At 68.0% G+C, this 19,097-nt stretch carries 26 protein-coding genes and 1 other RNA gene; 14 read left to right on the top strand and 13 right to left on the bottom strand.

Going from position 1 to position 19,097, the window contains the following annotated elements:
- Positions 1–4 precede the first annotated feature (4 nt).
- From AC3ZJJ_RS07120 to AC3ZJJ_RS07080, 9 genes are all read right to left on the bottom strand, one after another.
- Positions 5–976, bottom strand: coding sequence for a hypothetical protein (locus AC3ZJJ_RS07120; RefSeq protein ID WP_489894899.1), 972 nt, complete (start codon positions 974–976; stop codon positions 5–7).
- A gap of 2 nt (positions 977–978) precedes the next feature.
- A complete protein-coding gene (locus AC3ZJJ_RS07115) occupies positions 979–1,833 on the bottom strand; it encodes a hypothetical protein (protein WP_489894897.1) in 855 nt (284 codons plus the stop codon).
- A 2-nt stretch (positions 1,834–1,835) separates the two neighbouring features.
- On the bottom strand, positions 1,836–2,054 hold the full coding sequence (locus tag AC3ZJJ_RS07110; RefSeq protein ID WP_489894895.1) for a hypothetical protein: 219 nt from the start codon (positions 2,052–2,054) through the stop codon (positions 1,836–1,838).
- Positions 2,041–2,163, bottom strand: coding sequence for a hypothetical protein (locus AC3ZJJ_RS07105; protein WP_489894893.1), 123 nt, complete (start codon positions 2,161–2,163; stop codon positions 2,041–2,043). The genes AC3ZJJ_RS07110 and AC3ZJJ_RS07105 overlap by 14 nt, the downstream gene beginning before the upstream one ends.
- On the bottom strand, positions 2,160–2,291 hold the full coding sequence (locus AC3ZJJ_RS07100; RefSeq protein WP_489894891.1) for a hypothetical protein: 132 nt from the start codon (positions 2,289–2,291) through the stop codon (positions 2,160–2,162). The genes AC3ZJJ_RS07105 and AC3ZJJ_RS07100 overlap by 4 nt, the downstream gene beginning before the upstream one ends.
- Complete coding sequence (locus AC3ZJJ_RS07095) at positions 2,288–2,653, bottom strand: hypothetical protein (protein WP_489894889.1); 366 nt, start codon at positions 2,651–2,653, stop codon at positions 2,288–2,290. Before AC3ZJJ_RS07095 ends, AC3ZJJ_RS07100 begins: the two co-directional genes overlap by 4 nt.
- Positions 2,654–2,725: 72 nt before the next feature.
- The gene (locus AC3ZJJ_RS07090; RefSeq protein ID WP_489894887.1) at positions 2,726–2,926 is read right to left on the bottom strand and encodes a helix-turn-helix domain-containing protein; all 201 of its coding nucleotides are present in this window, start codon (positions 2,924–2,926) and stop codon (positions 2,726–2,728) included.
- On the bottom strand, positions 2,923–3,198 hold the full coding sequence (locus AC3ZJJ_RS07085) for a hypothetical protein (protein WP_489894885.1): 276 nt from the start codon (positions 3,196–3,198) through the stop codon (positions 2,923–2,925). Before AC3ZJJ_RS07085 ends, AC3ZJJ_RS07090 begins: the two co-directional genes overlap by 4 nt.
- 28 nt (positions 3,199–3,226) lie before the next feature.
- On the bottom strand, positions 3,227–3,526 hold the full coding sequence (locus AC3ZJJ_RS07080; protein WP_489894883.1) for a helix-turn-helix transcriptional regulator: 300 nt from the start codon (positions 3,524–3,526) through the stop codon (positions 3,227–3,229).
- A 282-nt stretch (positions 3,527–3,808) separates the two neighbouring features.
- On the opposite strand from AC3ZJJ_RS07080, the gene AC3ZJJ_RS07075 reads away from it, so the two are divergent.
- From AC3ZJJ_RS07075 to AC3ZJJ_RS07050, 6 genes are all read left to right on the top strand, one after another.
- Positions 3,809–4,306, top strand: coding sequence for a hypothetical protein (locus AC3ZJJ_RS07075; protein WP_489894881.1), 498 nt, complete (start codon positions 3,809–3,811; stop codon positions 4,304–4,306).
- A 55-nt stretch (positions 4,307–4,361) separates the two neighbouring features.
- A complete protein-coding gene (locus AC3ZJJ_RS07070) occupies positions 4,362–4,745 on the top strand; it encodes an ImmA/IrrE family metallo-endopeptidase (RefSeq protein ID WP_489894879.1) in 384 nt (127 codons plus the stop codon).
- Positions 4,746–4,752: 7 nt separating this feature from the next.
- Complete coding sequence (locus AC3ZJJ_RS07065) at positions 4,753–4,977, top strand: DUF3263 domain-containing protein (RefSeq protein ID WP_489894877.1); 225 nt, start codon at positions 4,753–4,755, stop codon at positions 4,975–4,977.
- Positions 4,964–6,193, top strand: a complete 1,230-nt coding sequence (locus tag AC3ZJJ_RS07060) for a tyrosine-type recombinase/integrase (protein WP_489894875.1) — start codon at positions 4,964–4,966, stop codon at positions 6,191–6,193. Before AC3ZJJ_RS07065 ends, AC3ZJJ_RS07060 begins: the two co-directional genes overlap by 14 nt.
- Before the next feature lie 271 nt (positions 6,194–6,464).
- Entirely contained in the window at positions 6,465–7,901 is a 1,437-nt protein-coding gene (gene gndA / locus AC3ZJJ_RS07055; protein WP_489894873.1) for an NADP-dependent phosphogluconate dehydrogenase, read from the top strand.
- A 112-nt stretch (positions 7,902–8,013) separates the two neighbouring features.
- Positions 8,014–9,018, top strand: a complete 1,005-nt coding sequence (locus AC3ZJJ_RS07050) for an aldo/keto reductase family protein (protein ID WP_489894870.1) — start codon at positions 8,014–8,016, stop codon at positions 9,016–9,018.
- A gap of 40 nt (positions 9,019–9,058) precedes the next feature.
- Here AC3ZJJ_RS07050 and epsC read toward each other — a convergent pair whose 3' ends face one another.
- The 3 genes from epsC to msrA form a co-directional block, all read right to left on the bottom strand.
- Positions 9,059–9,643, bottom strand: a complete 585-nt coding sequence (gene epsC, locus AC3ZJJ_RS07045; protein WP_489894868.1) for a serine O-acetyltransferase EpsC — start codon at positions 9,641–9,643, stop codon at positions 9,059–9,061.
- 52 nt (positions 9,644–9,695) lie between these two features.
- On the bottom strand, positions 9,696–10,631 hold the full coding sequence (gene cysK / locus AC3ZJJ_RS07040; RefSeq protein ID WP_489894866.1) for a cysteine synthase A: 936 nt from the start codon (positions 10,629–10,631) through the stop codon (positions 9,696–9,698).
- Positions 10,632–10,720: 89 nt separating this feature from the next.
- Positions 10,721–11,302 carry a peptide-methionine (S)-S-oxide reductase MsrA gene (msrA, locus tag AC3ZJJ_RS07035; RefSeq protein ID WP_489894864.1) on the bottom strand — a complete coding sequence of 194 codons (582 nt, stop codon included), beginning with the start codon at positions 11,300–11,302 and terminating at the stop codon, positions 10,721–10,723.
- 100 nt (positions 11,303–11,402) lie between these two features.
- On the opposite strand from msrA, the gene AC3ZJJ_RS07030 reads away from it, so the two are divergent.
- From AC3ZJJ_RS07030 to AC3ZJJ_RS07020, 3 genes are all read left to right on the top strand, one after another.
- On the top strand, positions 11,403–12,314 hold the full coding sequence (locus tag AC3ZJJ_RS07030) for a Nif3-like dinuclear metal center hexameric protein (RefSeq protein ID WP_489894862.1): 912 nt from the start codon (positions 11,403–11,405) through the stop codon (positions 12,312–12,314).
- 132 nt (positions 12,315–12,446) lie between these two features.
- Positions 12,447–13,193 (top strand): zinc ribbon domain-containing protein, encoded by a 747-nt coding sequence (locus AC3ZJJ_RS07025; protein WP_489894859.1) that lies wholly within the window; start codon positions 12,447–12,449, stop codon positions 13,191–13,193.
- Complete coding sequence (locus AC3ZJJ_RS07020) at positions 13,175–13,603, top strand: VOC family protein (RefSeq protein WP_489894857.1); 429 nt, start codon at positions 13,175–13,177, stop codon at positions 13,601–13,603. Before AC3ZJJ_RS07025 ends, AC3ZJJ_RS07020 begins: the two co-directional genes overlap by 19 nt.
- Positions 13,604–13,634: 31 nt before the next feature.
- Here AC3ZJJ_RS07020 and AC3ZJJ_RS07015 read toward each other — a convergent pair whose 3' ends face one another.
- Complete coding sequence (locus AC3ZJJ_RS07015) at positions 13,635–14,408, bottom strand: YaaA family protein (protein WP_489894855.1); 774 nt, start codon at positions 14,406–14,408, stop codon at positions 13,635–13,637.
- Positions 14,409–14,475: 67 nt separating this feature from the next.
- Here AC3ZJJ_RS07015 and rnpB point away from each other — a divergent pair.
- From rnpB to AC3ZJJ_RS06990, 5 genes are all read left to right on the top strand, one after another.
- An RNA gene (rnpB, locus tag AC3ZJJ_RS07010) (RNase P RNA component class A) lies at positions 14,476–14,845 on the top strand.
- A 174-nt stretch (positions 14,846–15,019) separates the two neighbouring features.
- Positions 15,020–16,018, top strand: a complete 999-nt coding sequence (gene dhaK, locus AC3ZJJ_RS07005; protein ID WP_489894853.1) for a dihydroxyacetone kinase subunit DhaK — start codon at positions 15,020–15,022, stop codon at positions 16,016–16,018.
- Positions 16,019–16,050: 32 nt separating this feature from the next.
- Positions 16,051–16,698: a dihydroxyacetone kinase subunit DhaL gene (dhaL, locus tag AC3ZJJ_RS07000; protein WP_489894851.1), complete on the top strand. Its 648-nt coding sequence runs from the start codon at positions 16,051–16,053 to the stop codon at positions 16,696–16,698.
- Positions 16,695–17,390, top strand: coding sequence for a dihydroxyacetone kinase phosphoryl donor subunit DhaM (gene dhaM / locus AC3ZJJ_RS06995; RefSeq protein WP_489894849.1), 696 nt, complete (start codon positions 16,695–16,697; stop codon positions 17,388–17,390). The genes dhaL and dhaM overlap by 4 nt, the downstream gene beginning before the upstream one ends.
- Before the next feature lie 223 nt (positions 17,391–17,613).
- A complete protein-coding gene (locus AC3ZJJ_RS06990) occupies positions 17,614–19,083 on the top strand; it encodes a glyceraldehyde-3-phosphate dehydrogenase (RefSeq protein ID WP_489894846.1) in 1,470 nt (489 codons plus the stop codon).
- Positions 19,084–19,097: the final 14 nt, after the last annotated feature.

Raw genomic sequence — 19,097 nt, 5'->3', positions numbered from 1 at the left:
CCGGTTAGTTCTTCGCTGCGGTGGATGCGGATGCGATGGCATTGAGGACGTCGTCGTCTTGCCCGTCCGCTTGTGCCTGGCGCCACAGCGCACGGAGGGCAACGACGTCGCCCGCCTTCGCCTGGATCTCTTCGAAGTAGTCGACTTCGAGAGCGGCCGGGCGGCCCTCATCGGCGAGTTCACCGGTCTCGGCGTCAACCCCAGCGGCTTCTTCCGGATCCGCTTCCGGCTCGGCCTCTTTGGGTGCGTCCTTGACGGCCGCCGGCAATGCCGGAGCGGGCGCCTGGGCCCGAGTGCGGGTGATGGTCCGCTTGGCTGCGGCAGGTTCAGCCGGGGCCGCCGCTTCGGCCGTTCGGGCGGGCGGCTCTTCGCCCAAGTCCTCCAGTTCGGCTTCTTCCACGGAGTAAGGGGAGATGCCGGACAAGACTTCGGGGAACATGACGCGGCAAGCTTCCGTGGCCGCCTTGGCGTAGAGCATCTCGATGGGGTTCGTCTTGTACTTCGGGTTGGACGTGTAGCCGGCGGTCTGCGCACGCTCGAAGGTCCACGTGAACTCGTGCCATTCGGCGGACTCCTTGTGCCGGGCCTTGACCGTGACGGACTTCGGGTCGGCGTGCGTGCGGTCCAGCTTGTGGCCGTGGGACTTCACCAGCGCCACCATCGACCGTGCGTACATGGCGGGGGAGCCGTGGACGATGAACATCTGCTGGACAGCCTGGAAGGGGTCGTAGCCAATGGATGCGCCAGCGAGGATGATCGCAGTGACATCCATCCTGAGTTCGTCGGTCGTCTTGTAGCTGTCCTTGCCTTTCTTGCGCAGCGGCATGGGGACAAAGTTGGAGTGCGCCATGAATCCGGCGATCTCATTGGCGTGCCCGAGTGCGGTCACCCAGCTCTCGAGGCCGGCGACTCCGGCGACGGAGGGGAGGGCGGGCGCGGCGATGGCGCCCGCAATCGGTACGGCGAGTTCGGTCATGATCAGGCTGCTTTCGTTGCGGTGTGGGTAGTGGGAAGTGCGAGGGGTGTGCGGCCGAGGGCTTCGCGGATCTTCGTCGTCTTCGCGGTGTAGGCGGCGGCGAGGAACATGTTGAAGTGCTGGTCGATTTCCTTCGGGCTGTCGGCCATTTGGTAGAGGCTGGTGCCGAGGGGCTTGCCGTCGTAGCGGGCGTGTTCGCCTTCCCGGTCCATCGGTGTCACGTGGGCGACGTAGGTCGCGTGCACTTCTGGCATGGGCCGCTCGTTGCCGTCGGCGTCCACGTAGAATTCGGCGCGTGCGTATGCCGCGGTCTGCAAGGCGGTTTCCCCGTAGACGCCCTTGGATGTCTTGAGGTCGACCTGGACGAGCTTGCCGCCGGCCAACAGTGGGGAGGTGGCGAACATGTCGAATGTTCCGCCGTAGTGGTGCTCGCGGTTGCCGCAGGGGCGTTCCGTCAGGACTGGCGTGATCTGCCAGTCATCAAGGAACTGGGCGAACCCGACGATGTAGCCGTGCAGTTCTTCGGGTGCGCTCACTTCACCGGTGTTGGACAGCTGCTCTGCAAGGTGGTGCACCGCGGTGCCGGTGACCCCGGCGGAGTCGCGGATGGCCCGCCATGCCATGCGCATGGTCTGGATGGCGGTGTCGCGGTCCATGACCGGCAGTTCGGCGAGGTGGTCCATGGCCCACGTCCCGGCAACCTCGGCGGCCCACGGGATGAGGTTGTCCTTCGGGACGCCGGCCCCGATGAGGCCGGTGACGCCGCGGACGGGAAGCCCGTCGAGGCGGTAGGTGTGGTTGCCCGGGTTGAACCGGAGCCCCTTCGCGGGGGCCTTGGGCTTCGCGGTGGTGGCCATTGTCAGAGTCCTTCGGGGTTGTGCTGGGTGCGGGTCTCGGTGTGCTCCGGCGCCCAGCCTTCGGTGACTTCCCACTGGTGCATCGGGGACGGGTCGTAGTCGGGGTGGTGCCGGTCGTACTGCGTCCAGTCCTGGTCGCATTCCGGGCAGATGAGGTCGCCTCCGGCGTCGCGCTCCGGCGTGAGCTGCTCGAGGTAGTAGGCGGCGTCAGTCGTTGGCATAGCGGGACCTCTCTCGGTCTTCGATGATTTGGAATGCGCGGCCCAAGGTCAGCGCGAGGGCGATGGATGCGGCCGGCCAGACGGTGAGGACCAGCAGCGCGGCGGTCACGGGATCAATCCGACGAGCAGGGAGGCGACGCCGGGGATGCCGACGAACAGCGTGACGGCGAGTAGCCAAACGCGGGCGAACCCGATGGTCTGTCGGCCGCTGCGATGCGGCGCCGTGTGCGCGCTCATGCGGCCATCTCCCGGGCGACGTACTCGGCGAGGACGCGGCCGGTAAGCAGTTCGCGGATCTTCGCGTCCTGCTGATCGGCGCAATTGTCCTTAGCTTCCTGCTGCTTCTCCGCGTAGTCCTCGTCGCGGTGGTTGCGGCCGATGATGTCCGCGTCGCCCTCGCTCGCCTGGCGGAGGTCGTCGGCGGCCGCGATGATCTCTTCGAGGACCGCAAGGCTCACGTCAGCGCAGAAGTACGCCTGGAGGGCGAGGTGGAGGACATTGACGCGATCCTCGTTGTACGCGCCATGGAACTTGATGAGGTTGTCGACACGCTCCCGAACGATGTTCCGGGCCTGCACGAATGCTGGTGAGTCGTTCACGGTAGAATCTCCTTGAATCGTTTTCGGTTCGGGTCGGCGTTGTCCTTGGTCGGGGGCGCCGGCCCTTTTTTGTCAGCGGGGGATGTAGCCCTGGGGCTGGGCGGCCCGGAAGTGGTCCAAGGCCTTCGGCGGGATCCTCCACGGCGAGGTCTTACCTCCCATGCCCGTCTTGTATGCGCCGCGCAGCTTGCCGCGGCCCGCGAGCTTCCTGACTGTTTTGGCGTCCACCTGCAATTGCTCTGCAGCGTCGTGGACGGACAGGTCGTGGCTCATGCGGCCACCGTCAGTTCAGTGGGCGCGGCTTCCCAGACGGTGACCTTGCGGCCGTGCGACTGCCTGGCGCGTGCCCGGGAAGCGATGACGGGCGCTTCGACAATCACTTGGCGGTCCTTCGCCATCCGGAATGCGCGGCCCCACATGTTGGGGTGCGGTGGCTCCCGCAGGGTCCCGCGCAGGTCGTTCACATCGAATCGGCGTCCGGACTTCGCGAGCGCGAGAATCGTCGTCTGCGCGTCTTCTTTCCACCAGATGTCTTCCAGTGCCATTGGCTGGTTCATTTCGGCGTGTCCCTTTCTAGGCCGGCCGCTTCAACTGACGGTGGGCATATTGCCCCTTGTTGGTGGGTTCCGTGGGTATGAAAAGGAGCTTCATGGGCACCCCGAGTACCTCGCAGATGCGCTCGGCGGTCTCCGGCTCGCAAACCTTGCGGCGACCACTGGTGAGGTGGTTGATGAAGCTAGGGTGGACGCCTATGCGATCCGCGAGCCCTCGCTGGGTCATCTTCATTTCGACTGGCTTACCGGCCCTGTGGGCCTGCATGTCGTCATGGGTGATAACGAAAGCTTTCAGGTCGTCTGGGGACTTGAGTCGCATGTACGTTCCTTTCGCCCATTTGGGCTTTGTGCGCCAGGGGGACATTTGAGCTCCTTCTCTTCGGTAGGCACCTTGCCTGTTTCTGCTGCCCTCTCAGTATGCCTACCGGTAGGCATCATGTCAACCACGAGTGGTGGGTAGAACTGCTGTCAACACAGGCAAAGTGCCAATGGACCAAAGAATCTAGTAGGCAGGTGGACTAAAATCAGGTCATGCCTACCGGTAGGCATGCCGTCCACCGACACGGTTGCCAGCCGGCCCCTACACGCGGAAGCTCAAGCCATGAACTCGAATGAAACCGGGCCGACACTCCAGCAGCTCATCCTCGACACCAAGAGCGAGCTCGACCGGTCCTACGCCAACATCGCCAACGCGTCCCACGGGGTCCTCACCGCCAACGGACTGCAGAAGCTTGCCACCTCAAAGTTCAGCGCGTTCCCCGCACCGGAAACCCTCCAAGGAATAGCGGACGCACTCGGACTTTCCATCAACGAGGTTGTCCTCGCCGCCGCCCGCTCGCTCAACATCAACGTCCGCGACAGCTACCAAGATGACCTGATCCTCTTCGGCGCCAAGACACTCCCCAGGGAGTCACAAGAACTGCTGAAGTCCATGGCCCGCGAGATGCTCGCCTGGCAGCAAGGAAAGTACGAGAAGGCCACGCGGGCCAACAATGGTGAGGTCGTCCAGTTGCACCCGGACTACAGCGAGCATGGAGAGCGTCTCGTCGCGGACACCGGTGAGAACGATATCGACCACGACCAGTTGCCCCACGACTGACCATCAGCCTCACCTGTAAGGCAAACCGACAGAGGTGCCCGCTACGTTGGTCCGAGTGTTCGAGAAATTGATTCGCGACAGGCAGATCGCCGTCGTAGAGGGGAAGCTCCCCGCCGGATGGTGGGGAGCCTACGACGCATCGAAGAACACGATCATCCTCCGTACAGGACTGGCACCGCTGCAGCGCCGTTCCACTCTCGCCCACGAGACTGCCCACGCCGTGCTGGGGCACCACCGCAACCCCAGTACGTTGGCATACCTCGCCCGGATGGAGCGCGACGCCGAAGACCTCGCCGCGTCCTGGCTGATCAGGCACCGTGACTTCACGTGCGCGACCGGCGTCCACGAAACCGTGCAAGCCGTCGCCCACGAACTCCACGTCCTCCCGCGAGACGTGCGCGCCTACGTCCGCGCACTCGAACGCACCACCCTGCGCTAGGAGCACCATGACACCCGAACTCATCGAGGCGACCCTCGCCACCGAACGCCTCACGTTCAAGCACACCGGCGCCAAAGAACGGCACATCCAAGACGCCCACGGCGTCACGGCGACCGCCTACTACCAGCAGCTGCGACATGTTGTCCTGCTCGAGTCGGCCTACGCGGCCGACCCGATGCTCGTCGGTCGGATCCGTGACCGGATGAGGACGGTACGCCGTGCCAGTGTCTAGGGTCGAGGATCGCTGGTATAAGTACGAGAAGAAGGACGACAAGAGCAAGGTCCGGGTCAAATCCGCCGAGTACGGGCGTGGTCTGCGGTGGCGTGCACGCTGGGATGAACCGGACGGTTCGCCCCGGAAACTCAGCTTCCGCACCAAGGACGAGGCGCAGGCGCACCTCGAATCCGTTAGCCACGAGAAGCGCACCGGCGCGTACGTCGCCGGGAACGCGGGCCAAGTGTTCGTCGCCGACCTCTTGGACGACTGGCAAAAAACGCAGATGCAGTGGAAAGCGTCCACGAGGGCAGCCGCGGCGTCGGACGTGCGCGCCCACCTGCGCCCGTACTGGGGCGACTGGGTTGTCGGGGCCATTCGGAAACGCGACGTCCAGGCGTGGGTGGCCGGCATGGGCCAGGCTCCCCGAACGGTGCAGACGATCCACGGGCGGATGCTCGCGTTCCTCGAATGGTGCGTAGAAGAGCAGCGGATCGCGAAAAACCCGGCCGCGAAGGTGAACCTGCCGAAGGGCCGGAAACGGGAGCACTACTTCCTGACCGTCCCGCAGGTGTCCGCACTGGCCGAGAAGATCGGGCCCCGGTACGGCGACCTGGTGTGGTTGCTGGCGACGTGCGGGCTGCGTATCGGGGAGGCCGCGGAGCTGCGCGTCCGCGACTTGCATCTGGACCGGGGGAGAATCCGCGTGGAACGGGCAGTCGTGTTCGTCCGCGGCGCCGGGCCCGTCGTCGGTCCACCCAAGAGCGGCAAGGCGCGCACAGTCCCTGTCACCCAGGCGGTGGCGGGCCTGTTGGCCGAACGCGTCAAGGGGCTTGGCCGGGACGAGCTCGTATTCACCACAGCCCGTGGCCAGCAGGTCCGGGCGAACAACTTCAAGCGGCGCGACTTCGACAATGCCGTAGCCGCCGTGAACGTGGCTGCCGACGAGGCGAAGAAGAACTCCGGACAGGATGGCGTGCGCCTGCCCACGGGACTCTGGGTGCACGACCTGCGGCACACCGCGGCGTCCTGGGCCGTTCGGTCCGGAGGCTCGGTCAAGAGCGTGCAGCGTATGCTCGGGCATGCCACTGCAGCGATCACCTTGGACGTCTACGCGGGGCTCTTCGACCAGGACCTGGACGACCTCGTAATCAGGCTGGACGGCATGCTTGGAGGGGCAGTTCGGCGGCCAGAGTTCCCCCAAAGTTCCCCGAGTATCGAACCGGCCGCGTAAACACAGGGAGAAGCGCCACGTTTACACCGTGGATGTCATCGGTTCGATCCCGGTAGGACCCACAACGGAACAGAATCCCCGCATCCAGGCCCGCCGGCCATGGACGCGGGGATTTTTCGTTGTGCCCGCTCCCCGGGCCTCGTTTCCCGGCGCAAGTGGCGGGCATTTGTTGCGCGGATCTTTCGGCGTCGCGGCGCACCCGGTACTAGGCTGGATGGCGAACCGCGCCCGCTTCGGGCGAACATCCCCGCTACCTGGAGGAACTCCCAGCATGCCTGCACAGATTGGCGTCACCGGCCTGGCCGTCATGGGCGCGAACCTCGCCCGCAACTTCGCCCGCAACGGCTACACCGTGGCCCTGCACAACCGTTCGGTCGAGAAGACCGACGCGCTGCTGGCGGCGCACGGCGGCGACGGGGAGTTCGTCCGCACGGAGACCCTGGCGGAGCTCGTGGAGTCGCTGGAGACCCCGCGCCGCGTCCTGATCATGGTCAAGGCCGGCAAGCCGGTGGACTCGGTCATCGACCAGCTGGTGCCGCTCCTGGACGAGGGCGACATCGTCATCGACGCCGGGAACTCGCACTACGAAGACACGCGCCGCCGAGAGGCGTCCCTGGCCGACAAGGGCCTGCACTTCGTCGGCGTCGGCGTGTCGGGCGGCGAGGAGGGGGCGCTGCTGGGCCCCTCGATCATGCCGGGCGGCTCCAGGGAGTCCTACGACGCCCTCGGCCCGATGCTGGAGAAGATCTCGGCCAAGTACGACGGCGAGCCGTGCTGCCGCTGGATCGGCACCGACGGCGCCGGACACTTCGTCAAGATGGTCCACAACGGCATCGAGTACGCCGACATGCAGGTCATCGGCGAGGCATACGACCTCCTGCGCTCCGCCGCCGGCATCGAGCCCGCGGAACAGGCCGGCATCTTCCGCGAGTGGAACAAGGGCCCCCTGTCCTCGTTCCTGATCGAAATCACGGCGGAGGTCCTCGGACACGTCGACGCGAGGACAGGCCGCCCGCTGGTCGACGTCGTCGTTGATTCCGCCGGTCAGAAGGGGACGGGGCGCTGGACCGTGGTGTCGGCGCTCGAGCTTGGCTCGCCCGTCTCCGGCATCGCCGAGTCCGTCTTCGCGCGCGGCCTGTCCTCGCAGCGGGGCCAGCGCGCCATCGCCCAGCAGGTCCTTGCCGGGCACGAGACCCGCGTGGAGGTGGGCGAGGGGTTCGTCGAGGACGTTCGGCAGGCGCTTTTCGCGTCCAAGCTGGTCAGCTACGCGCAGGGAATCGACATGCTCGGCTCCGCCGCCGCCGAGTACGGCTGGGAACTGAACCTCAAGGAAATCGCGTCTCTGTGGCGGGCCGGATGCATCATCCGCGCCGAGGTGCTCGACGACATCATGAAGGCCTACGCCGGGGACTCCGCCCCGCAGAACCTGCTGTTCGCCCCGGCCTTCGCCGAGGCCATCGCCGAGGCGCTTCCGGCCTGGCGGCGCGTTGTGGCCACGGCGGTGCAGCTCGGCGTCCCGGTGCCCGTGTTCTCCGCCTCGCTCGCGTACTACGACGGCCTGCGCCGCGAGCGCCTGCCCGCGGCCCTCACCCAGGGGCTGCGCGACCTGTTCGGCGCCCACACGTATCAGCGGATCGACGCAGAGGGCACCTTCCACACCCAGTGGAGCGGCGACAGGTCCGAGGTGTCGGCGGTCGACACCCACTAGCGACCGCCCGGCCCACGGCCGGAACGACGCCGGAACCACCGTTCCGGCGTCGTCCGTCGTTAAGGGGACCGGGTCGGCGACGCCGGGAACACCGTGGCCCTAGGCTGGGGTCATGGACTACCGATACCTCGGGGCCTCCGGGCTCAAGATCAGCGAAATCACCTACGGCAACTGGCTGACCCACGGCTCGCAGGTGGAGAACGACGTCGCCGCGCAGTGCGTGGCCGCCGCCCTGGACGCGGGCATCACCACCTTCGACACGGCGGACGCCTATGCGAACGGCGCCGCCGAGGAGGTTCTGGGCCGCGCCCTGTCGTCCCGGAGGCGCGAGTCGCTCGAGATCTTCACCAAGGTCTATTGGCCGGTCGGTCCCAAGGGACCCAACGACACCGGGCTGTCCAGGAAGCACATCATGGAGGGCATCAACGGGTCCCTTCGCCGGCTGGGCATGGACTACGTGGACCTCTACCAGGCGCACCGGTACGACCACGAGACTCCCCTTGAGGAGACCATCCAGGCGTTCGCCGACGTCGTGCGCTCCGGCAAGGCGCTTTACATCGGCGTCTCCGAGTGGAGCGCCGAGCAACTGCGGGCGGGACAGTCGCTGGCGAAGGAGGCCGGATTCCCGCTCGTGTCCAACCAGCCGCAGTACTCGGCCCTGTGGCGCGTCATCGAGTCGGAGGTGATCCCGGCCTCCGAGGAGTTGGGCATTTCGCAGGTGGTCTGGTCCCCGATGGCGCAGGGCGTGCTGTCCGGCAAATACCTCCCCGGGCAGCCGGCGCCGGCGGGGAGCCGCGCAACGGACGAAAAGGGCGGGCAGCGGACGATCTCGCGCTTTATGGACGACGAGGTGCTGGCCCGCGTGCAGAAGTTGCGGCCCGTCGCCGACGAACTGGGGTTGAAAATGTCGCAGCTTGCGATCGCCTGGGTACTTCAGAACCCGAACGTCGCGACCGCGCTCGTCGGCGCGTCCCGGCCGGAGCAGGTGGCCGAGAACGTGGCGGCCGCCGGCGTCCGCATCCCCGCCGAGTTGATGGCCGCCGTCGACGCGGCGCTCGGCGACTCGATCGAGCGGGACCCGGCCAAGACCGTCAGCCCGGAACAGCGCCCAGCGTAGGCGGCCGAACGCGCCCCGCGGCGCGGACGAGGAGCCGAGGCTAGATCCACATCGCGGGATCGATGTACTCCGCCGGGTCCACCGCGGGCTTGTGCTCTTCCGGGCGTCGCGGCCGGTTGGTGGCCGGGATGCCGGTGATGATCGAATCCGGCGGCGCGTCCTTCACCACCACGGCGTTGGCGCCGATGGCCGAGTCCGCGCCGATGACGATGGGTCCCAGGACCTTCGCGCCCGCCCCGATGACCACGCGGTCGCCGATCGTCGGGTGGCGCTTGACCTTCGCGAGGGACCTTCCGCCGAGGGTGACGCCGTGGTAGATCATCACGTCGTCCCCGATTTCGGCGGTCTCGCCGATCACCACGCCCATGCCGTGGTCGATGAAGAAGCGCCGGCCGATTGTGGCGCCGGGGTGGATTTCGATTCCGGTGACGAAGCGGCCCAACTGCGCGATGAGGCGCGCCGGCAGACGGAGGGACGGATTCTGCCACAGCCGGTGTGTCAGCCGGTGCACCCAGATGGCGTGCAGGCCCGAATAGGCCAGGGCGTTCTCCGCGTCACCCCGCGCCGCGGGATCGTGGGCGCGGGCGCCCTCCAGGTCTTCCTTCAGTCGGGAAAAAAAGCTCACACCGTGCCTTCGTTGGTTTGTCGCTGGTCCGCGCATTGATCCTGCGAGACGACTAGCCGCGAATGTCGTCGTACAGGAGGGTCGAGATGTACCGCTCGCCGAAGTCGCAGACGATCGCGACGATCAGCTTACCCGCGTTCTCGGGGCGCTTCGCCAGTTCGAGGGCGGCCCAGATAATGGCTCCGGAGCTGATGCCTCCCAGGATTCCCTCCTGCGTGCCCAGTGCGCGCGCCGTGGCCACGGAGTCCTCGATGCTCGCGTCGAACACTTCGTCGTAGACGCTCGTGTCCAGGATCTCGGGGACGAAGTTGGCGCCGAGGCCCTGGATTTTGTGAGGACCCGGGTTGCCGCCGCTGAGGATGGGGGAGTCCTTGGGCTCGACGGCGACGATCTGCACCGACGGCTTAAGCTCCTTGAGCAGGTTGCCGGCGCCCGTGATGGTGCCGCCGGTCCCGACGCCGGAGACGAAGATGTCCACCTTGCCGTCGGTGTCGTCCCAGATCTCCTGGCCGGTGGTGGCGCGGTGGATCTGCGGGTTGGCCTCGTTGGCGAACTGCTGGGCCCAGATGGAGTTGTCCGTGTTGGCCACGATCTCCTTGGCCTTCTCCACGGCGCCGCGCATGCCCTCGGAGCCGGGGGTCAGGACGATCTCGGCGCCGTAGGCGCGCAGCATGACCCGGCGCTCGGTGGACATGGTCTCCGGCATGGTCAGGATGACCTTGTAGCCGCGCGCCGCGCCGACCATCGCCAGGGCGATCCCGGTGTTGCCGGACGTGCCCTCGACGATCGTGCCGCCGGGCTTCAGCGCTCCGGCGCGCTCCGCGGCGTCGACGATGGCCACGCCGATACGGTCCTTCACGCTGTTCGCCGGGTTGTAGAACTCCAGCTTGGCGACGACCGTTGCGGGCAGTCCCTCGGAGAGGCGGTTGAGGCGCACCAGCGGGGTGCGGCCGACCAACTCGGTCACGTCGTTGTGGATCTTGCCCATGGATATCTCCCTGTTCTCGTCAACGTTGTTCAGGCACTACTGCACCAAAGCCTAGTCACTCCGGGGTCGGCGGGGTTCCCCGCCAGGGCTTAGATGTCGGCGGAAGACATGTCCAGCCACTGCGCGTACAGCTTGCGGGCCTTGGCCAGCTTGGGATTGATGATGACCTGGCAGTAGCCCTCCCACGGGTTCTTCGCGTAGAAGTCCTGGTGGACGTCCTCCGCCTCGTGGAAGCGCGACGCGCGGGTGACCTCGGTGACGATCGGGTTGGACCAGTTGTCCTGGTTCCTTTCGATGGCCTCGCTGAAGAGGTCCTGCTGCTCGCCGTCCAGATAGAACATCGCCGAACGGTACTGCGTCCCGACGTCGTATCCCTGGCGGTTCAGCGTCGTGGGATCGTGCGTGGCGAAAAAGATGTCCAGGACGACGTCGGCGGGAACGGTGTCGGGGTCGAAGGTGACCGCGACCGCCTCGGCGTGGCCGCTCGTTCCGCTGCACACCTCGCGATAGGCGGGGTCTGGCGTATGGCCACCGATGTATCCGGACACCACGTCGGTGACGCCCCGGATCTTCCGGTAGACGGCATCGAGGCACCAGAAGCATCCTCCCGCGAGGATGAAGGTCTGGGGCGCGGGGCTCGTGGACGGTTGTGTCTCAAAGGAATTGGTCACGGTTTGTTCAATGCTTTTTGGCCCCAGAAGATTCCCGGGCGGCCCAAACCCTGCGGGTTGTGGGGCGTGCCACGAGCGTGGGCGCGGCTACGGTAGAGGCATGCGCAACGATGAAGCGGGACGGCCGTCGGGAGGCAACCCGGCGACGAATGATGCCGCGGCGGTCCACCAAAACCACCCGAAGCTCGGCGATGTCCTGCTCGCCATCGAAGAACTCTGGCCGGAGTCTCTCGCCGAGGGATGGGATGCCGTCGGCCTCGTTGCCGGGCGGCCGGAGAGGCCGGTGCGCAAAATCGTCTTCGCCGTCGACCCAACACTCGAGGTGGTGCGCGACGCGGTCTCGCGCGGAGCGGACCTGCTCATCACGCACCACCCCCTGCTGCTCAAGCCGGTTAATGGCGTCGGCGCCGTCTCGGCTAAGGGGCAGGCGATCCACCACCTGATAGAGGGCGCCTGCGCGCTGGTCACGGTGCACACCAACGGTGACGCCGCCGTCGGCGGGGTCTCGGACGTGCTGGCGGACATCGTGGGGCTCACGGACGTCGAGCCATTGGCGCCGTCCACGGGCGGCCTGCCGGAGGAGGGGATCGGTCGAGTGGGCTACCTCGAGAAGCCGCTGAGCCTCGGGGACTTCGCGTCACGCGTGTTCGGGGCGCTGCCCGCCGTGGCCGGCGGCGTCAGGGTCGCCGGCGACCGGACGGGGCTGGTACGCAAGGTTGCCGTCTGTGGGGGAGCAGGGGACAGCCTGTTCGACCAGGTCAGGGCCTCCGGCGCCGACGTTTACGTGACGGCCGACCTGCGGCACCATCCGGCGTCCGAGGCCCGCGAGTCCGCGACGGATGGACGGCCGTATCTCATCGACGTCTCCCACTTCGCCAGCGAATGGCTGTGGCTCCCCGCGGCCGCGGAGGCGCTCCGCAACGCCTTGGGCGACCACGACTTCGCCGTGGACCTGGCGGTGAGCGGCATCAACACCGACCCGTGGGACTTTATCCTCACCCCCGGGACGTAGCAGGGCCGGGGCGACGGCACCCAACTCCCGGCGCCGCCGCCGTCGACCACCGCGGTGGGGCGGCACTAGGCTGGGATTCCAGCGCACCACGCCGCCCGGCCAGCGGGCGGCGCAAGAAATTCGGAGGCACACATGGCCAAGGCCCCGCAGGAAGAGCAGCACAAGCTGCTTGAACTCCAGTCGCTTGATTCGAAGCTGACCAAGCTCAAGCGGCGCGCAGCCGAGCTGGCCAGCGACCCCGCCGTCTCGGCCGCCCTGGCCGGGCGGAACGAGGCGGACGCGGTCCGGGACGGCATCGCCGCGGAGCTGAAGGAGGCCGAGCGCGCGCTGGCCGCCTCGGAGCACGAGGTCGAACGGGTCCAGACAAAGATGGAAAAGGACCAGCTACGGATCGACCTGGGCAAGGGGACCGCGCGGGACATGATGGCCCTGCAGCACGAGATCGATTCGCTGACACCCCGCAAGGCCGAGCTGGAGGACGCGGAGCTCGAGCTGATGGAGGCGCTCGAGGCCGTGGCCGAGCGTCATGCAGGGGCCACCAAGGCGGCAGGGGAGGCCGCGGCCGCACTCGCCGACGCCGAGGGCGCCCGCGACGCGGAACTGGACGCCTTGGCGCGCGAACGGGAGGCCGTTATGGCCCAGAGGTCGGGGCTCGCCGGGTCGATCGATCCCGCACTGGTCGCGATCTACGAGAAGCGCCTGGCGCAGCACGGGGTCGGCGCGGCCAGGCTCTTCCACGGGAAATCTGAGGGCTCCGGCATGCAACTGGCTCCCGGGGACCTGGCCGAAATCAAGGCCGCCGCCGAGGACGACGTGGTTTTCTGCCCGGACTCGGGATGCATCCTGGTCCGCTCGTTCGAGTGGAACGCGGCGGCCTGAGCGCCATGGCACCCACGGGAACCGGCAGGCTGCACCACGTTGAGCTGTGGGTCCAGGACCTCGAGGCCTCCACAGTCACCTTGGGTTGGATGTTCGAACAGCTCGGCTACACGCCGGCGGACGCCTGGCCCACGGGCCGAAGCTGGCACGGCGCGGGCGAGTACCTGGTCCTCGAGGCCGGCCCCGACGTCGAGCCCGGTACCCATCGCCGGAAACGCCCGGGACTCAACCACCTGGCGTTCCGCGCGGGGGACCGGGAGGAAGTCGAACGGCTGGCACTGTTGGCCCAGACCCACGGCTGGTTGCTGATGTTCGCCGACGAGCACCCGTTCGCCGGGGGACCGGAGCATTACGCGGCCTACCTGGAGGACGCCGCGGGCTTCGAAGTGGAACTGGTGGCCGAGGACTGAGACCGGCGCCCTAACACCGCGGAATCGCCGGTTAGGCGTGGTCCTCGGGCAGCACGATGTTGAGCTGGTGCGCCTTGCGCGCGGTCCCCGGCAGCAGTTCCGCCTCCCACTTCTCGCGGGCCGCCTTGAGGAGCGCGGCGGGGGAGGCCGGCGGGTTCCCCCGGCGGGTGAGCAGGTGGCGGGCCAACTCGCCCCGGGTGTGCTTCGCGAAGTGGGACACGACCTTGAGCTTGCCGTTTCGCCGCTGGAAGACATTGACCGAGACGGCATTGGCCGGATCCGGGTGCCACGCCGCGGCGTAGGTGCTGGAACGGCAGTCGACCACCAGGTGCCCCTCGGCCCGCGCGCCGAGATGGGCGTCCAGGCGGGGGCGCCACCAGGCGGCGAGCCGGCCCGTTTCCGGGAGCGCCACGGACATGGACAGCCGGTAGGCGGGGATGCGGTCCGCGAAGCCCACGGCTCCCCACAGGGCGGACACCACCACAACGGCGTCGTCGGCCTTGCGGCGCTGGGCGGGGGTCATGCGGGAGTATCCGAGCGCCTCGAACAGTACCCCCGTGTAAACGCCGTGTGCGGCAACGGCCGGCTGGAGGCGCAGGCGGCGGTTCCGGGCGACGTCTTCAGCCAGCGATTCGCCCACCCCGAGCACGGCATGCGCGTCCGGGCGGGCCGAGGCCTCCGCGAGCGCGTCCAACACCTGCCCGCGGTCGCTCGCGAGTTCCGGGAAGCTGAGTTCCTCAAGGACAAACGGCTCTCCGGACTCGGCCGCGTGTTTGCCTTCGGAGGGGGGGAGGAGAATAAGCACGCCCAGTAGCCTATCCGCCGCGGAGTGGAACGGCGGCCGCGCGGCTGGCCGGTAGACTGTTCGCGGATGGGTCGGCTGGACGGTCGCGTGCCGCTTCGGCGGCCCGAGGAACGTCCGGGCTCCACAGAACAGGGTGGTGGGTAACGCCCACTCGGGGTAACCCGCAGGCCAGTGCCACAGAGAATAGACCGCCCGCTTCGGTGGGTAAGGGTGAAACGGTGGTGTAAGAGACCACCAGCGGCCCAGGCGACTGGGCCGGCTAGGTAAACCCCACCCGGAGCAAGGTCAGACAGGTTGCGCCACGAGGGCTGTTCGCCCCAGTAACCGGGTAGGCCGCTCGAGGCCAGCGGCAACGCTGGCCCTAGATGGATGACCGTCACCGATTCCCGGGCAACCGGGTTCCGGAACAAAACCCGGCGTACAGGCCGGCCCGTCCACACACCCCCTCCCATCGGCTGCCGCGGCGCCGACTTGTGGCTCCACGCCGCGGCGCCACGCGGCCCTGCGTTCGGCTCGTGAACTCTTCCCCGCGCGGGTCCGCGGCGGCTAGGTTGAGTGCAGGCTGCCCCAGCCGGCCCCGATCCCGGGCACGCGCACAAGAGGAGAGTTCAATGAAGAAGCTCATCAACGACCCCAAAAACGTGGTCAACGAGGCGGTCGAGGGATTCGCGGCCGCGCACGCCGAAATCGTGCGTGCCTCCACCGATCCGATCTATCTCGTCAGGGCGGACGCGCCCTCGGACAAGGTCGGGATCGTCTCCGGCGGCGGAAGCGGCCACGAGCCCATGCATGGCGGTTTCGTCGGCTACGGGATGCTCGACGCGGCCGTCCCCGGCGCCGTCTTCACGTCGCCGACCCCGGATCCCATCGTCGCCGCCACGGCGGCCGTCAACGGTGGCCGCGGGGTGCTGCACATCGTCAAGAACTACACCGGCGACGTGCTCAATTTCGAGACCGCGGCCGACCTTGCCGGCGCGGACGGCATCGAGGTGCGCAGTGTGATCGTCAACGACGACGTCGCGGTCCAGGACTCGCTGTACACCGCCGGCCGGCGCGGCGTGGCGGGCACGGTGCTCGTCGAGAAGATCGCCGGGGCGGCGGCCCAGCGCGGGGACTCGCTCGACGAGGTCGCCGCCGTCGCCGAGAAGGTCGTCGGCCAGGTACGTTCGATGGGCGTGGCGCTGACCCCCTGCGTTGTGCCGCACGCGGGGGAGCCGAGCTTCACCCTGGAGGACGACGAGATCGAGATCGGGATCGGCATCCACGGCGAGCCGGGGCGGGAGAAGGTCAAGCTGCAGCCCGCCGACGCCATCGTCGACCGCCTGCTCGGGCCGATCCTCGACGACCTTCCCTTCGCTTCCGGCGACAAGGTGCTCCTCCTGGTCAACGGCATGGGCGGGACGCCGCAGGTCGAGCTGTATATCGTCTACCGCCACGCGGCGAAGGTTTTGGCCGAACGCGGGATCGAGGTCGCCCGTTCGCTCGTGGGCAACTTCACGACGTCGCTCGAAATGCAGGGGATGTCCATCTCGGTGCTCAGGCTCGACGACGCCCTCACCGAGCTGTGGGACGCGCCCGTCCAGACCGCCGCGCTGCGCTGGGGCCGCTGAAACGTGGTCAGGACCCGAGGAAAGGAAGCCCGATGAGCCTGGGTGCCGACTGGACAATCGACTGGGTGAGGACGAGCGCCGCCGTCGTCGCCGAAAACCGCGTGGAGCTGATCACCCTGGACCGGGCCATCGGCGACGGAGACCACGGCGAGAACATGGACCGCGGCTTCGCGGCCGTCCTGGCCAAGCTCGACGACCTTCCGGCGGACGCCATCCCCGCCGACGTGCTCAAGCTTGTGGCGACCACGCTCATCTCCACGGTCGGCGGGGCGGCCGGACCGCTCTACGGAACCGCGTACCTCAAGGCGGCCGGCGCCGTGGCCGGCCTGGAGGAGCTCGACGGCGGCGCCCTCGCCGCGCTGCTCCGGGCGGCGCGTGACGGAATCGTCCTCCGCGGCAAGGCGGAGAGCGGGGACAAGACCATGGTGGACGCGTGGACCCCCGCGGTCGAGGCCGCCGACGCCGCCGTCGGTCGGGACGCCGCCGCCGCCGCCGTCCTCGCGGCCGCCGCCGACGCCGCCGAACAGGGTGCGATGGCGACCGAGCCGCTGGTCGCCCGCAAGGGGCGCGCCAGTTACCTCGGCGAGCGCGCGATCGGGCACCGCGACCCCGGCGCCCAGTCCACCGCGCTGCTGCTCAGGGCCGCGGCCGACGTCGCCGGCCGCGTGGCGGCGCCATGACCGTCGGACTGGTTTTTGTCTCCCACAGTCCCAAGATCGCCGAGGGCCTGATGGACCTCGCCCGCCAAATGGCACCGGACGTGCGCCTAGTGGCAGCGGGCGGGATGGACGACGGCGGCATCGGCACGAGTTTCGGCCTTGTGACCGACGCCATCGCGCGGGCCGATTCCGGCGAGGGGGTCATCATCCTCTGCGACCTCGGCTCCGCCATCCTCACCGCCGACACCGCGCTTGAATTCCTCGACGACGACGCGCGCTCCCGTGCGAGCGTCGTCGACGCCCCGCTCGTCGAGGGCGGGATCGCCGCGGCCGTTGCTGCGCAGACGGGCGAGGACCGGGACGGAGTCGCGGCGGCCGCCAGGACCGCCGTCCCTACCGAGGCCACGCCGTCGTCGACCGGCGCTCCTTCGCCGCCCGGCGGGGCCGCAGGAGGCTCCGGGTACGCTCGCGTGGTGAAGATCGTCAACCTCGCCGGCCTCCATGCGCGTCCGGCCGCCGAGTTCGTGAAGCTCGCCGGAACCTTCCCGTCGCCCGTCACGGTGAACGGCAAGGACGCGAAGAGCCTGCTCGAGATCATGACCCTCGGGCTCGTCCGCGGCCGCGACGCGGAGATCGCCACCTCGGACCCCGACGGCAGGGACGCCGTGGACGCCCTCGCCGATCTCGTGGCGTCCGGCTTCGGGGAAGAGTGAACGGACCGGCGCGCGGCGCGGGACGGCGGCGCCGAAGATGACCCGTCTGTGACGGAGTTCACCCAAGCGGACGCGGGCGGCACCGCTCCACCGCCTAGAATGGACACAAGGGCATTGCCCCAGGGGAAAGATCCTGTCACCCCGCCAAACCGTATCTGCAATGGTGCTTTCGCGGTGCCAACCGGCCAGTGGATCCCGGCCGGCTGAATTGGAAGGACAACAAGTGACCCAGCAGTCTGTCGCCGCCCTGAACGAATGGAGCGGACGCGAAGAACTCGCCGAGGCCATGATTCCGCTCATCGGGCGTCTGTACCGCAAGAACAACGTGGTGACCTCGATCTACGGACGAAAGCTCATCAACAAGTCCGCCATCGACATCCTGAAGGCCCACCGCGTGGCGCGCCACATCGACGGCGCCGAACTGCCCCTCGAGGACACGTTCCCGCTCCTGGCGGCCCTGGACACGCTCGACCTCGGCGCCGTGTCCGTGGACTTGGCGCGCCTGACGCGCAAGTTCAAGAACGAGGCGAACGGCGCCACGCTCAAGGACTTCCTGCTCGCCGAATTCGGCGACAAGGTCGGCGCCGCGGGAGCTACCGACGCCGAGCCGGTCGACGTCGTCCTCTACGGTTTTGGCCGGATCGGCCGCCTGCTGGCCCGCATCCTGATCGAACGCGGCGGCTACGGCCTGCGCCTGCGCGCCGTTGTGGTGCGCAACGGCGGGGCCAACGACCTCGTCAAGCGCGCCTCGCTGCTGCGCCGCGACTCCGTGCACGGTCCGTTCGAGGGCTCCATCACGGTGGACCACGAGAACAACACCATCCTGGCCAACGGCACGCTGATCCAGGTCATCTACTCCAACGACCCGTCGACGGTGGACTACACGGAGTTCGGCATCAACAACGCCATCGTTGTGGACAACACCGGCCGCTGGCGCGACCGCGAGGGGCTGTCCCAGCACCTCAAGGCCAAGGGCGTGTCCCGCGTGCTGCTCACCGCCCCGGGCAAGGGCGACGTAAAGAACATCGTGCACGGGATCAACCACAAGGACATCACCCCGGCGGACACGATCGTCTCCGCCGCGTCCTGCACCACCAACGCCATCACGCCCGTGCTCAAGGCGCTGAACGACGAGTACGGCGTGGCCCACGGGCACGTCGAGACGGTCCACTCGTTCACGAACGACCAGAACCTGATCGACAACTTCCACAAGGGCGACCGCCGCGGCCGCTCCGCCGCCCTGAACATGGTCATCACGGAGACGGGCGCCGCAAAGGCCGTCTCCAAGGCGCTTCCCGAGTTCGAGGGCAAGCTCACCGGCAACGCCATCCGCGTCCCCACCCCGGACGTGTCCATGGCGATCCTGAACCTGAACCTGGAGAAGGAGACCACCAAGGAGGAGCTCAACGCCTACCTCCGCCAGACGTCGCTGACGTCCGAGCTGCACAAGCAGATCGACTACATCGATTCGCCCGAGGTCGTGTCCACCGACTTCATCGGCTCGCGCCGCGCCGGCATCGTCGACGGCCTCGCGACCATCGCGACGGGCAAGAACGCCGTCGTCTACGTCTGGTACGACAACGAGTTCGGGTACTCCTGCCAGGTCGTCCGCGTGATCGAGGAACTCGCCGGGACGCACCCGCTGGCCGTGCCCGCCGTGGCCGCCACCGAGCCGGAGGCCGTCAAGGCCTAGCAGGTCTCAGACGG

Source organism: Arthrobacter sp. AOP29-A2-19, from assembly GCF_058138025.1.
Note: the sequence above shows the minus strand (reverse complement) of the source record. Positions and strands in the feature narration are given on the sequence as shown.

Bases quoted from the DNA above. Each gene is read 5' to 3' on its own strand.
- AC3ZJJ_RS07110 (WP_489894895.1), bottom strand. From the start codon at position 2,054: ATGCCAACGACTGACGCCGCCTACTACCTCGAGCAGCTCACGCCGGAG.
- AC3ZJJ_RS07025 (WP_489894859.1), top strand. From the start codon at position 12,447: ATGGCCAAGGCCCCGCAGGAAGAGCAGCACAAGCTGCTTGAACTCCAG.
- AC3ZJJ_RS07120 (WP_489894899.1), bottom strand. From the start codon at position 976: ATGACCGAACTCGCCGTACCGATTGCGGGCGCCATCGCCGCGCCCGCC.
- AC3ZJJ_RS07080 (WP_489894883.1), bottom strand. From the start codon at position 3,526: ATGCGACTCAAGTCCCCAGACGACCTGAAAGCTTTCGTTATCACCCAT.
- AC3ZJJ_RS07115 (WP_489894897.1), bottom strand. From the start codon at position 1,833: ATGGCCACCACCGCGAAGCCCAAGGCCCCCGCGAAGGGGCTCCGGTTC.
- AC3ZJJ_RS07030 (WP_489894862.1), top strand. From the start codon at position 11,403: ATGCGCAACGATGAAGCGGGACGGCCGTCGGGAGGCAACCCGGCGACG.
- cysK (WP_489894866.1), bottom strand. From the start codon at position 10,631: ATGGGCAAGATCCACAACGACGTGACCGAGTTGGTCGGCCGCACCCCG.
- AC3ZJJ_RS07075 (WP_489894881.1), top strand. From the start codon at position 3,809: ATGAACTCGAATGAAACCGGGCCGACACTCCAGCAGCTCATCCTCGAC.
- AC3ZJJ_RS07085 (WP_489894885.1), bottom strand. From the start codon at position 3,198: ATGGCACTGGAAGACATCTGGTGGAAAGAAGACGCGCAGACGACGATT.
- AC3ZJJ_RS07090 (WP_489894887.1), bottom strand. From the start codon at position 2,926: ATGAGCCACGACCTGTCCGTCCACGACGCTGCAGAGCAATTGCAGGTG.
- AC3ZJJ_RS07100 (WP_489894891.1), bottom strand. From the start codon at position 2,291: ATGAGCGCGCACACGGCGCCGCATCGCAGCGGCCGACAGACCATCGGG.
- AC3ZJJ_RS07050 (WP_489894870.1), top strand. From the start codon at position 8,014: ATGGACTACCGATACCTCGGGGCCTCCGGGCTCAAGATCAGCGAAATC.
- dhaK (WP_489894853.1), top strand. From the start codon at position 15,020: ATGAAGAAGCTCATCAACGACCCCAAAAACGTGGTCAACGAGGCGGTC.
- gndA (WP_489894873.1), top strand. From the start codon at position 6,465: ATGCCTGCACAGATTGGCGTCACCGGCCTGGCCGTCATGGGCGCGAAC.
- dhaL (WP_489894851.1), top strand. From the start codon at position 16,051: ATGAGCCTGGGTGCCGACTGGACAATCGACTGGGTGAGGACGAGCGCC.
- dhaM (WP_489894849.1), top strand. From the start codon at position 16,695: ATGACCGTCGGACTGGTTTTTGTCTCCCACAGTCCCAAGATCGCCGAG.
- AC3ZJJ_RS07065 (WP_489894877.1), top strand. From the start codon at position 4,753: ATGACACCCGAACTCATCGAGGCGACCCTCGCCACCGAACGCCTCACG.